Raw genomic sequence first — 15876 nt, 5'->3', positions numbered from 1 at the left:
CACCCGGCCGAACGTCAAATGCGCGCGTCGCTTTCGCTGAGCGGCGCGGCTTGCGGCGTCGCCAATTCGTCGCTCAACGCATTGCCCGTCTGATGCCGACGCACCCACAGCGCGGTCAGAATGGGCACGAGAATCGCGGTCACAAGGCAGGCGGTCGCGACCATCGCGGTCGCGGCCGGCACCAGCGGCTTGAAGCTCGGAATCATGTCGGCAATGATCGACGGATTCGCCACCGCGGCCCCCGCCGTCGACGATGCCGCCAACCCCGCCGCGCCATTGCCTCCCGCGATCCAGCGATCGGCGAAAATCAGCGGAATGCCGGTCACGACGATCACGCCGAGGCCGAGCGCGATGCCGGGCAAGCCGCTCGTCACGATCACGTTCAGATCGATGCCATTGCCGAGCGCGAAACCGAAGAACGGAATCAGCGGATGCACGCAGCGGCCAAACAGTTCGCGCAGCTCGCTATCCAGATTGCCGAGCACAAAGCCGATCACGAACGGCAGCACCGCGCCGACAAAGAGCCGCGGCTCGAAGAACGCGACACCCGTCGCGCCGAGAATGATCATGCTGATCAGCGGGCCCGATTCGACCGACATCAGCACGAACGCGCCCGCCTCTTCCTTCGAACCATACTGCTGCATCACGGCCGCGTAGAGACCGCCGTTGGTCATGTCCATCGACGTGGTGATCGCGAGAATCGATAGTCCCGCGAACAACCCGGTCTTGATGCCCTCGATAGGAATGAAGCGCGCTGCGATCAGCGTGACGACCCACGCGACCAGCATCTTGGTGACGAGCAGCGTGCCCGACTTGCGCAGCACCATGCCGGTCGCGCGCAGGTCGATCGTCGCGCCCATGCAGAAGAACCAGACGGCGAGGATCGGCACCGTGCCGGTAATGAGGCCGTTGGTAAACGAGCCGAAGTACTTGCCCGCGCCCGGCCCGAACGTGTGAACGCAGGCGCCGAGCAGCAGCGGCACCAGCATCAGGCCGCCTGGAATGCGGTCGATGGCCTTCTTTATCTTCATGTCTCCTCCATGGACTGTCATGTCCGTTGACGGGTGGATTACCCGCGCTTGTGTCCCGTTCTGTGCGGGGCTCTCCCTGTCCGGCGCAATATAGCATCACCACAGGAACGCTGTTTCGCTCTGTTTTCGCGTATCGGACTATCGTTTACCCCGCAGATATCCATAACCCATGCGGCGCTCGACGACGCGTATCGGTGTTGGTCGACCGGGCCTTGCCTGCGATGTCGTCACTGGGTACGACGCTCTCTCGCGCGAGCGCGCCAACCAGTCCACTGCCCCCACTCTGCAACTGAATGTATCCGCGCGACGCGTTCGCCGCGAAAGCCGATGCGTTTCTCTGTCTTACCGCCGATGCACCGGCGGCCCGGCATCGACACGCGTATCGCGCGTCGTTGGCCACGGTTCTTTTCTAAACCGTTCAAGGGTTTGCATACCGGCGTGACAATCGCTTGTCATTAAGACGCGGGCGATCTGCTGTCCATCGACGCTGTCTATTCCCTTCGCATCGCCGCATTGCCGCGCATGCATGTCGACACGTCCTGTTACACACGAACACACCGGTAATCGTGCTGCTCAGTAGAGTTCGGTTCAAACGAAAGCGGTTCACACGAATCGCCTTGGCTATACCGACGCAATAGCGCGCAACACAGATTCATATAAACCCACACAGTCAACAGAGAGCAACGTCATGAAGAAAATTTTCGCTCTGATCATTCTGGCCGCCACGCTTGGCGGCATGTTGAGCGGCTGCATCGTGGTCCCCGATCACCACGACCATGATCACTATCACGATCATGACCACTACGACGACCGCGGCCACTATTGAGCGCGTGGCGACACGCATCGGATGCTGACCCGCGCACCTTGCGCAGCTTGCGAGCACGGCCTGTCAGTTTTTTGCTCCACCAACAACATCGATAAAGAGAACAAAACATGACTCATTCACGCAACCGCTGGACATCGTTGACGCTCGTCGCCGGCCTCGCGATCGGCGCATCGTCGGCAGCCTTCGCGCACGTCGACGTCGGCGTGAATATCGGTCTGCCCGGCATCGCGGTCGCACCCGCGGTGGTCGAGGCGCCCCCGCCTGTCTATGTGCAACAGCCCGAGCCCGTGTATGCGCCGCCGCCAGCCGCGGTCGTGATCACACCTGGCTGGTACGGCGATCGATACTACGATGGTCACCGCTACTGGGAACGTCGCGAATGGGAACGCCATCACCGCGAATGGCACGATGCGCGCGGCCCGCATGGGGACTGGCACGACAACGGCTGGCATGGCCATGGGCACGACCACGACCACGACCATTGATCATGCCGCAGCCGCAGTGCGCACGCGGCCGCGTTGCCCTCGCATCGCGGGCATTCGCGCTAACCCATCGGCAGGAGCGACGACGTGCTGAATAACGATCCAAGACGAGTGATGGCGCGAGTCGACGGTGTGGTCATTTGCGCTGAATACAGCGAGCAGACTGGTCAACTGTGTTTGCGTCAGGATGGCGCGTTGCTGCGCGAATGGTTTCCACCGCATTCGTGGATGGCGATCGCGTCGGTCGCGGGCGCGCGGCATTGGGGCACGCGGCCGACCGACGACGATCTTCTCGCGCTGCTGCAAAACGAGATGGCGCTGCTGCGTTCGTGATCGTGCGAGGAAGACGGATGAGGTCGACGCGCTAGCTTAGCGCGTGAGATCGACGTGTAAAAATTGACGTGTGAAAGCGGCAACGTGAATTAGCACCTTTGTGCCACAAGTTCCGCAACCGGTCTGGCGCGACGCCTGCAAAGTTTGATGCAGCGACGCGTCGGGGTCTCTCGATCGATCAAAGGCCCCCCGCGTCACCCGACAGTTAGCGCCGTGATTGCATCTGCGCGCCAGCGATCCCCACGTAGTTCTCCGCAAGCACGGTTGCCGCGGTGCGCGAGGTCGTCACGTATTCGAGCTCGGCGATTTGCAACTGCTGCTCGAATGGCGAAGCGCCATCGATACGATGCAGCATGCTGGTCATCCAGTACGAGAAGTGCTCGGCGCGCCAGATGCGCTTAAGTGCGGTGTCGCTGTAACGATCGAGCAGATCCGTGCGGCTGTGCTGATAGAACGCATCGAGCGCCTGGCTCAGCACCTTCACGTCGGCAACCGCCAGGTTCATGCCCTTTGCGCCCGTCGGCGGCACGATGTGCGCGGCATCGCCGGCAAGGAACAGGCGCCCGTGCTGCATCGTCGTCGAAACGAAGCTGCGCATCGCGACGATGTTCTTCTGGAAGATCTTGCCGTCGATAATCTTCTGACCGTCGTGTGAGTCGGCGCGCGCATGCAGTTCCGCCCAGATGCGATCGTCGGACCAGTTATCGACCGAGTCCTTCGGATCGCACTGGAAGTACATGCGCTGCACGTTGTCCGAACGCGTGCTGATCAGCGCGAAGCCACGTTCGTGACGTGCGTAGATCAGTTCGTCCGACGACGGCGGTCCTTCGCACAGAATCCCGAACCAGCCGAACGGATAGACGCGTTCGAAATCGCGCCGCAGCGCGTGCGGAATCGACGCGCGCGACACGCCTTGTGAGCCGTCGCAGCCAATCACGAAATCGCACTGCAGTTCGTGCTGCTCGCCGTCGTGGCGATAGCGGATCAACGGCGTATCGGTATCGATGCGGTGAATCGACGTGTCCGATACACCGAAACGCAGCTCGGCGCCCGCGGCCACCCGCGCCGCGACGAGATCCTTGATCACTTCGTGTTGGGCATAAACCGTGATCGCGTGACCCGTGAGGTCGGTCAGATCGATGCGGTGACGCCTGCCTTCGAACGCCAGCTCAAAGCCGTGGTGCAGCGCGCCTTCGGCTTTCATGCGTTCGCCGACACCGGTTTCGGTCAGCAGGTCCATCGTGCCCTGTTCGAGCACGCCGGCGCGGATGGTGGATTCGATCTGATCGCGGGTGCGTGTTTCGAGTACGACCGACTCGATACCGCGCAGATGAAGAAGATGGGAAAGCAGCAGCCCGGCGGGCCCGGCACCGATGATGCCGACTTGAGTGCGCATGGATGTCTCCTGAATGCAGCGATGAAATTTGCGCTCAGTGTGACGATCGTCGCGGCTATCCCGCAACGCGATATTCCGGATAAGACGTATCGCGGGACGAGATAAAAGGCCAGAAGCGAAGCCTCCGGAGACCGGCGCTGGTCGGCCGCAAAGGCAGGCGGTGTGCGGTTCTGCAGCAATTCGGGGAGCCGGGCACACCGCAGGTCGACGCGGCGCTCCCCTCGCGTAAACCCCGATTCGCTCGGCCGGGATCAGCTACACAAGGAACCGCCGGTAGACCGCGTTTTTGGTCTCTTTCCAGCACGGGTAGCCCAGCGTCTCGATAAAGCGGTCGAACGCGTCGTTGTCGTTCTCGGGCATCAATCCGTCGGGCGTTGGTGTTGCTGGGCACGCGCGACAGCGCACGTTCAACCGCGGGCCTGGCAAAAGAACACCGCGACGCTCAATCCTGCAAACCGCTCCGCTTCCTGAACGCGGTGAGAATGCGCTGCTCCAGCGCGTTGTAATCGCCGCCGAAATGATGATCACCCGACGTGCGAATCACCGCGATGCCGGTATTGCCAAGCGCCGGACACAGCGTATCGGTCTCGTTCGCGCCATAGAAGCACTGCACGATCGATGGCGGCAGTTGCGTCAATTCCGGCTTCACGTTCAGCGCCTTGTCGCTGGCCGGCATGCCGAGCCAGCCGCCGACGCGAATCTGGAAATCGGCGTCGGGCGCGAACCCGAGCAGCGAGATCAGCGACACTTTCGCGCGCAGGTCCTCCGGCAGACGGTTGTACGCGAACGGCATCACGTCGGCGCCGAACGAATAGCCGACGAGCGCGATGTGCTGCGCGTGCCAACGCGCACCGTAGGTTTGCATCACGCGCGCAAGGTCGCGGCTCGTTTGCGCGGGCGGTTTCTCGCTCCAGAAGTAACGCAGGCTGTCCCAACCGATCACCGACACGCCATCTTTCTGCAACGCCTGCGCGATCGTCTTGTCGAGATCGCGCCAGCCTCCGTCGCCGGAAATCACGATCGCCATCAGGCCGTTCGGGTGCGTGGGCGGCAGTTCGATCAACGGTAGATCGGACACGTCGTCAGCGTTCGTCGATACCGATTGCAGATGCGGCGTGACCAATGCGACCAGACGCGCGCGATCGGCGTCGCCGCTGTTCGCCTTTTCGACGAAGCCCGGCACCTTGTCGCGGATCACGGTCGGATCCGGCGGACATGGGTGAAAGCGCGCATCGAGCGTTGGGTCGGCATCGACGGACACCGCGCCGGCGATCGTATTCGACGGCGCCTGTTCGAGCACGTGCATCGCGAGCGTCGCGCCCTGGCCGGTGCCCGCGACGATCGGGGCGAAGTAATGGCTCGACTGCGACTGCCGTTCGAGCTGATGACTTAACGCTTCCGCATCGCCGACCAGTTGATGGCAGGTTTCCTTGCTGGCTTTCAGATGTTGCGCGTAACGCGCGGTATCCACCCCGACGGTCATCGCGCCGGCCTTCGCCAGCGCATCCGCGCTTTGCTGATCGGCCGCGCTCCAGCCGCCGGCCTGCGAATACAGCACGACAAAACCGCGCAACGGCCCGTCGGGCTGCGTGACCTTGACGTCGCCATAGCGGCCGCCAGGCACCACCGTGTTGGTGGCCGCGTGCGCGAGCGCGCCGCCGGTCAGAACGCTCGCTGCGACGGCGAGCCGGAAGAACGGATGCAATGTCATGAACGCCGGCCTCCCGCCAGCAACGACAGGTCCGCGAGCGTGAAGAACACCCCCACCGAACCCGATGCCGCGAGATAGCGCGGCTCCCAGTGCGGCTGGAACTTGCTCTTGAAAGCACGCAGACCGCGGAAGTTGTAGAAGCGGCCGCCGAAGCGCCACACGATGCCGGCAGCGCGATGCCAGCGCGACGCGAGCGGGGTCGGCTGCATACCGGAAAGCGGCGCAATGCCGAGACTCAGCGAGCGGAAGCCCGCCTGTTTCAGATGCAGCGCAAGCTGCGTGAACAGATATTCCATCGCATACGACGACGCGCTTTCGACGTGGCGCATCACGCCGACGGTCGCCTCGGTGTGCAGATCGGTCGTCATGAACGTGACGAACGCGACCGGCTCGCCGTTCTGGCGCACCAGCATCACCGATTGGGCGGCGAGGTATTCATCATGGAAAGCCGCGACCGAAAAGCTCTTCTCGCGTGCATCGTGGCTGCCGAGCCAGCCATCGGAAATCGCACGCAGTGTTTCGAGCGAGCCCGGCACATGCGCCTGATCGATCACCTCGACCGTGAAGCCGTCGCGCTCGCCGCGCTTGAGCGCATAGCGCAGATGCGCGCGATGCGAGCCCTTCAGATCGAAGTCGTCGAGCACCACGTGGGCCTCCTCGCCGAGCTTCATCAGCGTCAGACCCGCGTCAAGATACAGCGGCAACGCGTTCGCGCGCACCTGGTAGAACGCGGCGCGCCCACCATGCTGATGCGCGAGCGCGACGAACTTGCGAATCAGCCCGGCCCATTCGGCGCGCGGCCCGACCGGATCGTGCAGCGCGGCCCACGTGCGGCCGTACTTCGCGTACATCAGGAATGCCTCGCGCGACTCCGAAAACAGGAAGCTCTTGTCGCCCATCAGCGCAAGACCGGCGTCGCTGCGTTCCTGCGCGCGCACGATCCGCGCGGCATCGTGCAGGTCCTCGGGCGCCGGTTTGACGAAGCGGCCCGGCGCCGGACGCAGCAATTGCCAGAACGAGAACGTCGCGGCGAACAGGCTCGCGGCCAGCGTCGCGCGCAGCGCGCGCGGCGCGCGCTCGTCGAACGCGAATTGCCACCACAGGTCGCGCGTGTACGGCACGTCGCGGAACGCGAACAGCATCACCCACGTCGCCAGCATCAGCACCATCGCGACCGATACCAGCCAGCCCGCGGTGAAGCGCTCGGCGAACAGCGACGAATGACGATTGAAGCGCTTGCGCGTCGCGAGCAGCAGCACGATCAGCATACCGAGCACGCCCGCCTCGACGAATGCGAGACCCTTGGTCAGCGACAGCGCAAGGCTCAGCATCGCGAGTGCGAGCGTCATCCACCAGGCGGCGTCGAGCCGCCGCAGCAGGCCGCGAGCAACGAACAGCAGCAGCACGCCAAGCACGCTGCACAGCATCTGCGAGCTTTCGAGCACCCACAGCGGCACCACGTCGCGCAGCATATGAATGCGTTGCCAGAACGCCGGCGTTGCGCTCGAAATCACCAGCATGCCGCCGACCACGAAGGTGACCAGGCTCAGAAACAGCGGCGCGAGTTCCGACACGCGCTGCGCCTGCAGCAGCGACAGGCGGCTCTTCAGCGCACGGCCCTCGAAGCCGGCGAGCAGCGCCGCCGACACGATTAGCGGCACGCCGAAATAGATCGCCCGATAGGCCAGCAACGCGGCAACCATCTGCTGCATTGGCACGCTGCCGTTCAGCGCGAACACCATCGCCGCCTCGAACACGCCGACGCCACCGGGCGTGTGGCCAATCAGACCGAGCAGCATTGCGGCCGCGTAGACGGTGATAAAGCCGACGAAGCTCACGTTCGTGTGCGGCAGCAGCGCCCACAGCGCGAGGCCCGCGGCGACGACATCGAGCACCGCGAGCGCGACCTGCGCGAAAAGATCGCGGCGCGCCGGAATATCGAATGACAGCCATTGCCAGCGCGTACGCACGGATCGGGCTTCGCCGCGGCACGCGGCGGCCGCGAGCGCCAGCGCGAGCAGCAGCGCGGCGCCGCCCCAGCGCAGCGCGAGCGGGCTCAGATGCAGCATCGGCGCGAGCGCACCGGCCATGCACAGCATGCCGAACGCGCTCATCAGCACCAGTGCGAGCGCGAGCGACACGCTCGTGAACACGGTCATGCGGCCGATCTGCGCGGGCGTCACGTTCGCCACACCGTAGACGCGCGCGCGCACCGCTCCGCCCGTCAGCGCGCCGAAACCCGTCACATTGCCGAGCGCGGAGCCGGCGGTCGCGCCGACCCACAACGCGGCGCGCGGCACGCTCGTGCCCACGTAGCGCAGGCCGACCGCATCGCGCCCGGCCAGCGCCAGATAGCTGAGCGCGGTCGCGCCGAGCGCGCCGATCCACTCGCGCGCCGACAGATGACGCAATTCGCGTATCACCGAGCGGTAGTCGACTGCCTCCGACAGATGCTGCAGCACCACCAGCAGAAGCCCGCAGATCACGAGCGCAAGCACGGGCGAGAGCAGTCCGCGGCTGCCCAGCGCTTCCGACGCCCGGCGAAGCATCGCGCCGGGGCGCACGAAGCTGTGTTGAAGTCGATGAAACATGGTCAATGCGGGGCCTTGCGAGAGTGCAGCGGCGACGGGCCGTCGCGCGCGCTGTATCGCCTGTTTCGACGATTACAAAGTGATAACGGCAAAACGGGCAAAAGGTTGACAGCGCGGATGATTTTGCTGACGGTTCAGCTGCGCGGAGAATCCCGAAAAGGACCGGATGGCGACGCTTCGGGCACCGCTCGCGGCTGCGGGGAGCCCATCGGGGCAACGGATAGGACGTTTGCGAAAGGAATCAGAAAGCAAAATGCCCGCTACTCGAGCGGGCATTTATCGCGGATGGGGCCTTCGCGGCCCCGGCCAGTACCTGTTACTGCGGACGGCGATACGCTTCGGCGATCACTGCGCAGTTTTGCAGGTGCAGGTTCCACGCGTGCAGCGCCAGTGCGCGCAGCTTGCCGAACAGCGTGGTATCGGCGGGAGTGGAACGGACGGCGTTCGATGCTGTGTTCATGACGGGCTCCTTGTTCGTAGTAAGGGTTTTCACCTAAGCAATAACCCGATTATAGTCTTCTTATGGCGCAGTGCAACAAGAAATAAATGATTCAACGGAATGTTGGGCGCCGCCCCGCCGCGTCGAACTCCAGAGGGTAAAAAGGCAATCGGCACGCCGTTTATTAACAACCTGCACCGTACAGGTGCAATAATCCCCCCTTTGCCTGCGACGCCCGCCGCAGCCCCGCCGTCATGACCGCCGTTCAGAAAGCCCTGATTGCGCCCCTTATCGTCGCATGCGCGATGTTCATGGAAAGCGTCGACGCGAATGTGATCGTCACCGCGCTGCCGGCGATGGCGCGCGATTTCGGGCGCGATCCGGTCACGCTGAAAATCGCGGTGACCAGCTACGTGCTCGGGCTCGGCGTGTTCATCCCCGTGTGCGGCTGGCTCGCCGACAAGTTCGGCGCGCGCACGGTGTTCCGCACCGCGATCGGCATTTTCGTGACGGGCTCGTTGCTGTGCGCCGCATCGACCTCGCTCGGCACGTTCACCGTTGCGCGCTTCGTGCAGGGCGTCGGCGGCGCGATGATGGTGCCGGTCGGGCGAATCATCATTTTCCGGGTGGTCGAAAAAGCCGATTTCATCCGCGCGATGAACTATCTGAGCGTGCCGGCGATGCTCGGCCCCGCGGCCGGCCCGCTGCTCGGCGGCTTTATCACCACCTATCTGCACTGGCGGCTGATTTTCTTCATCAACGTGCCGATCGGCATCCTCGGCATCTATCTGACCAATCGCTACATCGCCAACACGCGCGAGCCCGACCCGGGTCCGCTCGACTGGATCGGCTTTCTGCTATCCGCGGCGGGCGCGGTGCTGTTTCTGCTCGGCTTGTCGCTGGTCGGCGGCGAGCTGATTGCGAATGTCGACGCGCTCGGCATGTGCGCGGCCGGCGCGGTGCTGCTTGCGATCTACGTCGCGTACGCGCGGCGCGCCGCACTGCCGCTGCTCGATCTGCGCTTTCTGAAGGTGCCGACCTTCCAGGCCAGCGTGCTGGGCGGCTCGCTGTTTCGCATCGGCCTCGGCGCGCTGCCGTTCCTGCTGCCGCTGATGCTGCAGGAAGGTCACGGGATGAGCGCGTTCCAGTCGGGGCTGATCACCTGCGCGTCGGCGTTCGGCGGCATGTTCATGCGCACGATCGCATCGCGCGTGCTGCGTCGCTTCGGCTTTCGCTCCGTGCTGGTGATCAACGCGGCGCTATCGGGGATGGCGATTGCCGCCTGCGGCCTGTTCTTCCCGCACACGCCGGCGTGGATCATCTGGGTCGTGGTACTGCTCGGCGGCTTCTTCCCCGCGCTGCAGTTCACCAGCCTGAATTCGCTGACCTACGCGGAGATCGAGAGCCGCGACGTCGGCCGCGCAACGAGTCTGGGCAGCGTCGTGCAGCAGATGTCGCTGGGCCTTGGCGTGACCATCGGCGGTATCGTGCTGCAGATGACGCGCGTGCTCAATGGCCACCCGACCACGATGTGGTCGGACTTCTGGCCCGCGTTTCTGGTGGTCGGGCTGTGCTCGTTCGCGTCGATTCCGGTTACGCGACGTTTGCCGCGCGGCGCGGGCGACGAAATCTCGCGCGGCGGGCGCGGTTAAGCGTCGCGCGACGCCACGCGATGCGCAGCTAGGCGCCCTTGCGGATCACGCTCACTTCGCCATTGCGTTCGAGAATCGCGGCGGCCACGTTGTCCATCGAGCGCGAACCGGTTTTCTGCCGCACCGCTTCTTCGATGTCCGTGCGCGTCATCAGCGCCGCGTGCATTTCGGGCGCGTTGAACGTGCCGTCGCTGTACACCTCGCGCTCCACACCGCCTACCAGCCGCTCGAAGCGATGCGAGCGCATGCATGCCCATGCAAGCATCCGGTGACACGCCACGATCAGGAACGATGCGACCACGGTCGCGATGAACGGCGACGCACCGACGATCGCGCGGCTCAGCGTCGAGCCGAGCAGGATCACCACGACCGAATCGAAGGGGGAGCGTTGGCCGAACGAACGCCGCCCCGACACGCGAATCAGCGCCAGCGCGATCACAAAGATGACGATCGCGCGCAGCCCCATCTGCAACGGGTCGAGATTCCTGCCTTCGCCGAACAGAACGACGATCGCGTCCATCATGTATGCCCTCCTCGCGGCTGATTGCAGTGCCGACGCCGTGCCGTCGATCGATCGCGCGGCCTCGTCAGCGCGGCGCGAGTCGCGCTCGCGACGCCGCCGCGCGCGTCATGCGGCCGCCCACGCGGCGAGCGTATCGCCGAAGCCGCCGCGCGCGCGGGCGGCCGTGCGCGCACTGGTGATCACCCGCGGCGCGGCGCTCCATGCGATGCGCGCGCCGCTCGCGATCAACCGATCGACGAGCGCGACATCCTCGCTGCATTCAAGCGGCGGAAAGCCGCCGGCGCGCCGGTACGCATCCGCCGACACGCCGAAATTCGCGCCATGCACATGACGGTGGCCATCGGCGTCCAGGTAGGTCTTGCGAAACTGTTCGCGCACGCTGTGCGGATGCGGGCTCCAGTCATCGACGGCGATCGAGCCGCATACCGCGTCGGCGCGCAGCGCGAGCTGCGCGCTGAGCCAGCCGGGCGCCACGCGGCTGTCCGCATCGGTAAACGCGAGCCAGCGCGCCCCTTGGGCGAGCAGCTGCGCCGCGCCAGCCGCGCGCGCGATGCCGACGTTACGTGCTTTCAGTGTCAGCGTCTGCACGCCATAAGCGCGCGCGATCGCGCCGGAAAAATCCCTGCACGCGTCGAGCACGACCACGATGCGCACCGCCTCACCCGCGAGATCTTCGTGCCGCGACGCTTCCCACAACGCCGCGAGGCAATGAGCGATCAACGCTTCTTCGTTATGCGCGGGAACGATCACGCCAATCATAGGAGCCCTTCGCGTTGCGCGACCGAGCGCGCGTCGCGCGACCACACGTCGATCAGCAGATCGGCTTCGTCGTGATGCGCGAGACGCGCCAGCCCGCAGCGCGCATCGAATAGCGCATGCGCGCGATCGGCGGATTCGCGCGCTTCGGCGAACGGGCGGCGCCAGTGGCACGCGAGCAGCGTGCCGTCCGTCGTCAACGAAGCGGCGATTCGCGCGGCCAGCGTTTCCAGTTCGGCCGCGTCGAGGTAGTACGCGAATTCGCTGATGACGATCAGATCGAAGGGTCCCGCCTCGGTCGGCCATTCGCGCGGCACCGTGCGCTGTTCGATGCGCACGTGCGACGGCTGCGCGCCCTGCGCGGCGCGGGCCAGCCGCTCGCGGGCAAGCGTCACGGCCCGTTCGTGCAGATCGGCCGCGAGCAGCGCATCGCAGCGCTTCGCGAGTTCGACGGTCAGCTCGCCGTTCGCGCAGCCCGGCTCGAACGCATTGTGATAACGCGGACGCGGCAGCAACGCCAGCGTCAATGAGCGCTTGCGGCGTTCGTACCAGCCTTCGCGCAGCCGCCATGGATCGTCGCTGCGCCGGTAGAGGTCATCGAAGTACTGCACCGTCGAGCTCATCTCTGTGGTCCTTTCGCGAATCCGGGGGGCGGGAGTCAGAGCATCCACTGCGCAGCGGTGGATGGACTGGCGGGCGTGCGCTCGCCGCGCGCGGGCGCGGCCAGCAGTTCGCCGAGCGCGGCGAGATCGCGTTCCGCATGGCTTTGCCGCAGGAACACGGGCAGGTCCGCGAGCGCACGGGCAAAGCGCGCGTCGCGGCACAGCGGCGCAGCGCCGAGCGCACGCGTCGCATGCTCGATCACGGCGCTCGCCGCCGCCTCGACTGCGAGGCGCGCGCGCAATGCGACGTTGATCGCGTCGGCCCGCGGATGCGCATCGATCCACGCGGCACTCTCGCGCAGCAGCGCCGCCGCGGCGGCCAATGCGACGTCGGTCGCGCCGAGGTGCGCGAGCGCATGAGGGTCGGCGCGCCGCGCGCACGCGTCGCGCAGCGTCTGGCCGATTCGCGCGGCGGCACCGTACCAGCACGCGGCGATGCCGGCGCCGCCGTGCCAGAAGCCCGCACGTTGCACATACGCATGCGGCGCGCCGACGCGTGTCGCCGGCGTTATGTCGAAGCTCACATCGGCACTCTGCGTTGCCTGCATGCCGACGGCCTGCCATTTCGACGTATCGATCGAGATCGACGCGTGATTCATCGCGACGGCAGCGAGCACCGGTTCGTCGTCGAGCCACGCGGTGACGAGCGCATGGCTGACGGCATGCGCGCCGGAACACCACGCTTTCGTCCCGCTAAGCTGCAGCTGCGCCGTGGCCTCACCGGTGCGTGCAGCGCGGGCAGTTGTCGCCCGCACGCGCGCGTCCGGCGTTTCGGCGGCCCACACTCCCCACCTGCTTCCATCGGGCGGCACGGGGCCATCCAGTTCGGCAAGGATCGCAAGCGCGTCGGTATGGCCTTCGAACAATTTGACCAGACCGAGATCGCACCCGGCCACGGCCGCGAGTGCGCGCCAGCGGGTGAGCGTGTCGCCCTGCGCCGGCAACGGCAGCGCGGGCGGGCGATCGTAGCCGCGCTCGATCAGCGCGCTGAGCAGGCCGGCAGGCGCGGCGGGATCGTTGGGATCAAAACGCGCGTCGCGCAGAAACGCGTCGAGCGGCGCGGCAATTGCCGGCGACAGTCGCGCCCGGTCATTGCTTTCATGCTGGTGTTGTCGTGACTGCTGTGCGTTGAAGCTGGCCGCATGGTCGCGCGTCTCGAGCATCGTGTCTCCCTGCAACGGTTCGATCCCATGCCGCCGGCTCCCGGCGGGCATTCGCGTATGCAGGTCTTAGCAAGCGATGTGCCGCGGCGTGGCGCGTCGCTCGCGGCAACTCGCGCGCGGTCGTCGCGCCGGCAGGTGTGGCACTCGCTAGCAAAACGCAGGCGCCTACCTCGCTTTGCTCCCGCTCAACCGTTCGTCCGCCTGCGTGAGCAGCATATCGAGCACCGCCATTTCCACCGGCTTCACCAGATGCGCATGAAAGCCCGCGTCACTCGTGCGCTCGAGATCGCTGGCATGACCGAAGCCGGTCATCGCCGCGAACATCGTGCATGCCAACTCGGGCATCGTGCCCATGCCCGCAAGCGTCGCATAGCCGTCCATCTTCGGCATCGCGATATCGATCAGCGCGAGATGCGGCGCGAAGCGTGGCGCGATCTGCAGCGCTTCCTCGCCCCCGTAGGCGACGCGCACTTCGTGGCCCTTGAGCCCGAGCAGCATCGCGAGACTGTCGGCCGAATCGCGGTTGTCGTCGACGAGCAGCACCCGCAGCGATCGGGCTTCGGGCTCGGTCAGGCTCGCGTCATCGCCGCCTGCTTCGACCCGCGCGGAAGCAAGCGGCAAACTCAATGTGAAGGTGGCGCCGAGTCCCGCCCCCTCGCTGCTCGCGACGATGCTGCCGCCATGCATTTCGACCAGCGACTTGCACAGCGTAAGACCGATGCCGAGGCCGCCGTCGGCGAGGCCCTGGCTGTCCTTTTCCTGCGCGAACAACTCGAAGATCTTGTCGAGCGAGCGCACCGCAATGCCGCAGCCCGGATCGCGCACTTCGAGCACCGCCATGCGAAAGTCGATCCGGCCCAGCACGTCGATGGTGCTGCCGTGCGGCGAGAATTTCGACGCGTTGTGCAGCAGGTTCTGCAGCACCTGCACGAGCCGCGTCATGTCGCCGCGAATCACCACCGGTTCGCCGGACACATGCGCGACGACATGCTGATCGCGCGCATCGGTAAATGGCCGCGCCGCCTCGATCGCGCGCGCGACCAGCTCGGCGAGGTCGACCCGCGCGATGCGCAGCTCGACCTTGTCCGACATGATCCGGCCGATGTCGAGCAGATCGTCGACGAGCCGCGTGAGGTGCGTGACCTGGCGATCGATCAGGTCGCGCGCGCGAGCGAGCACCGGACTCAATCCGGTTTCCATCTGCATCACGCCGACCGCGTTGCGCACCGGCGCGAGCGGATTGCGCAACTCGTGCGCGAGCGTCGCGAGAAACTCGCGCATGCGCTCGCCGGAGCGTTCGAGCTCTTCGCGCCGGCGCCGCTCGGTCAGATCGCGCGTGACCTTCGCGAAGCCGCGCAGCCGCCGCGCTTCGTCGTACACGGCGGTGATGATCACATTGGCCCAGAAGGTCGTGCCGTCCTTGCGCACGCGCCAGCCCTCGTCCTCGACCGTGCCGATCTGCCGCGCGATCGCGAGCTCGCGCACCGGCTTGCCGGCCGCGGCCTCTTCCGGCAGATAGAACAGCGAGAAATGCCGGCCGACGATCTCATCGTGCGTATAGCCCTTGATGCGCGCGGCGCCCGAATTCCAGCTGATGACAAAGCCTTGCGGATCGAGCATAAAGATCGCGTAATCCTTGACGCTGTCGACGAGCAGACGAAAGCGCTCCTCGCTTTGCCGCAGCGCTTCGAAGTATTCACGCTGCGCGGTCAGGTCCCGCGTGATCTTCGCGAAGCCCGTCACGGTGCCGGCATTGTTGCGGATCGCAGTAATCACGACGTTCGACCAGAACGTCGAGCCGTCCTTGCGCACGCGCCAGCCTTCGTCCTCGAAGCGGCCAATCAGCGCCGCCTGCTCCAGTTCGTAGGCCGGCCAGCCGCGCGCGACCGCCTCGTCGGTGTAAAAGCGGGAAAAATGCTGACCGACGATCTCGCTCTCGGTGTAGCCCTTCAGCTTCTGCGCACCCGCGTTCCAACTGACGATGTGGCCGCGCGCGTCGAGCAGGAAGATCGCGTAGTCCTCGATCGCCTGCACGAGCGACGAGTAATCGACTATGACTGGCGGCGTCGCCGCGGCTTCGGCCTGAATTTGCGCAGGCTCGCCGTTTTCGCGGGAAGAAGGGACGTCAAGCAGGGTCATGGGATGCACGTAGGGGAATTTTTCTTCTTTAGCAAGCGCCGGACCTGAACGGCGGCGCCCGGTTGCGTCGCGGCTTGCATCGGCTTGCATTGGCTCGCATTGGGTTCGACTGGCTTGCGCGGTCCCGGAACGCTGATTCGCAAATCCGCGCGCCGGTCCGCGCGCGTTTGTA

At 65.6% G+C, this 15876-nt stretch carries 14 protein-coding genes; 4 read left to right on the top strand and 10 right to left on the bottom strand.

Going from position 1 to position 15876, the window contains the following annotated elements; translation table 11 throughout:
• Window positions 1-14 precede the first annotated feature (14 nt).
• Complete coding sequence (gene kdgT / locus VGH68_RS22320; RefSeq protein ID WP_331605888.1) at window positions 15-1031, bottom strand: 2-keto-3-deoxygluconate transporter; 1017 nt, start codon at window positions 1029-1031, stop codon at window positions 15-17.
• 688 nt (window positions 1032-1719) lie between these two features.
• Between kdgT and VGH68_RS22315 the strand changes: the two genes are divergently transcribed.
• The 3 genes from VGH68_RS22315 to VGH68_RS22305 all read left to right on the top strand — a co-directional run bounded on the left by VGH68_RS22315 (window position 1720) and on the right by VGH68_RS22305 (window position 2672).
• Window positions 1720-1857: a hypothetical protein gene (locus VGH68_RS22315; RefSeq protein ID WP_331605887.1), complete on the top strand. Its 138-nt coding sequence runs from the start codon at window positions 1720-1722 to the stop codon at window positions 1855-1857.
• Window positions 1858-1964: 107 nt separating this feature from the next.
• Window positions 1965-2342 (top strand): hypothetical protein, encoded by a 378-nt coding sequence (locus tag VGH68_RS22310; protein ID WP_331605885.1) that lies wholly within the window; start codon window positions 1965-1967, stop codon window positions 2340-2342.
• 84 nt (window positions 2343-2426) lie between these two features.
• Window positions 2427-2672, top strand: a complete 246-nt coding sequence (locus tag VGH68_RS22305) for a hypothetical protein (protein WP_331605884.1) — start codon at window positions 2427-2429, stop codon at window positions 2670-2672.
• Window positions 2673-2877: 205 nt separating this feature from the next.
• Here VGH68_RS22305 and VGH68_RS22300 read toward each other — a convergent pair whose 3' ends face one another.
• From VGH68_RS22300 to VGH68_RS22285, 4 genes are all read right to left on the bottom strand, one after another.
• Window positions 2878-4068, bottom strand: coding sequence for a 4-hydroxybenzoate 3-monooxygenase (locus VGH68_RS22300; protein ID WP_331605883.1), 1191 nt, complete (start codon window positions 4066-4068; stop codon window positions 2878-2880).
• A 442-nt stretch (window positions 4069-4510) separates the two neighbouring features.
• Entirely contained in the window at window positions 4511-5779 is a 1269-nt protein-coding gene (locus tag VGH68_RS22295; protein WP_331605882.1) for a virulence factor family protein, read from the bottom strand.
• Complete coding sequence (gene mprF, locus VGH68_RS22290) at window positions 5776-8328, bottom strand: bifunctional lysylphosphatidylglycerol flippase/synthetase MprF (protein ID WP_414696974.1); 2553 nt, start codon at window positions 8326-8328, stop codon at window positions 5776-5778. Before mprF ends, VGH68_RS22295 begins: the two co-directional genes overlap by 4 nt.
• A gap of 358 nt (window positions 8329-8686) precedes the next feature.
• On the bottom strand, window positions 8687-8830 hold the full coding sequence (locus VGH68_RS22285; protein WP_331605880.1) for a hypothetical protein: 144 nt from the start codon (window positions 8828-8830) through the stop codon (window positions 8687-8689).
• 233 nt (window positions 8831-9063) lie between these two features.
• Here VGH68_RS22285 and VGH68_RS22280 point away from each other — a divergent pair, with 233 nt between their 5' ends.
• Window positions 9064-10461: an MFS transporter gene (locus VGH68_RS22280; RefSeq protein ID WP_331605879.1), complete on the top strand. Its 1398-nt coding sequence runs from the start codon at window positions 9064-9066 to the stop codon at window positions 10459-10461.
• Window positions 10462-10489: 28 nt separating this feature from the next.
• Here VGH68_RS22280 and VGH68_RS22275 read toward each other — a convergent pair whose 3' ends face one another.
• The 5 genes from VGH68_RS22275 to VGH68_RS22255 all read right to left on the bottom strand — a co-directional run bounded on the left by VGH68_RS22275 (window position 10490) and on the right by VGH68_RS22255 (window position 15704).
• The gene (locus tag VGH68_RS22275) at window positions 10490-10984 is read right to left on the bottom strand and encodes a DUF421 domain-containing protein (protein WP_331605878.1); all 495 of its coding nucleotides are present in this window, start codon (window positions 10982-10984) and stop codon (window positions 10490-10492) included.
• A gap of 105 nt (window positions 10985-11089) precedes the next feature.
• Window positions 11090-11743, bottom strand: coding sequence for a glycosyltransferase (locus tag VGH68_RS22270; RefSeq protein ID WP_331605877.1), 654 nt, complete (start codon window positions 11741-11743; stop codon window positions 11090-11092).
• A complete protein-coding gene (locus tag VGH68_RS22265) occupies window positions 11740-12363 on the bottom strand; it encodes a class I SAM-dependent methyltransferase (protein WP_331605876.1) in 624 nt (207 codons plus the stop codon). Before VGH68_RS22265 ends, VGH68_RS22270 begins: the two co-directional genes overlap by 4 nt.
• Window positions 12364-12398: 35 nt before the next feature.
• Entirely contained in the window at window positions 12399-13565 is a 1167-nt protein-coding gene (locus tag VGH68_RS22260; RefSeq protein WP_331605875.1) for an acyl-CoA dehydrogenase, read from the bottom strand.
• Between the two features lie 165 nt (window positions 13566-13730).
• Complete coding sequence (locus VGH68_RS22255; protein WP_331605874.1) at window positions 13731-15704, bottom strand: PAS domain S-box protein; 1974 nt, start codon at window positions 15702-15704, stop codon at window positions 13731-13733.
• Window positions 15705-15876: the final 172 nt, after the last annotated feature.

Origin of the sequence: Paraburkholderia sp., assembly GCF_036488505.1 — a bacterium.
Classification (GTDB): domain Bacteria; phylum Pseudomonadota; class Gammaproteobacteria; order Burkholderiales; family Burkholderiaceae; genus Paraburkholderia.
The sequence above is the reverse complement of the archived record's forward strand: the minus strand, read 5'-3'. Positions and strand labels throughout refer to the sequence as shown.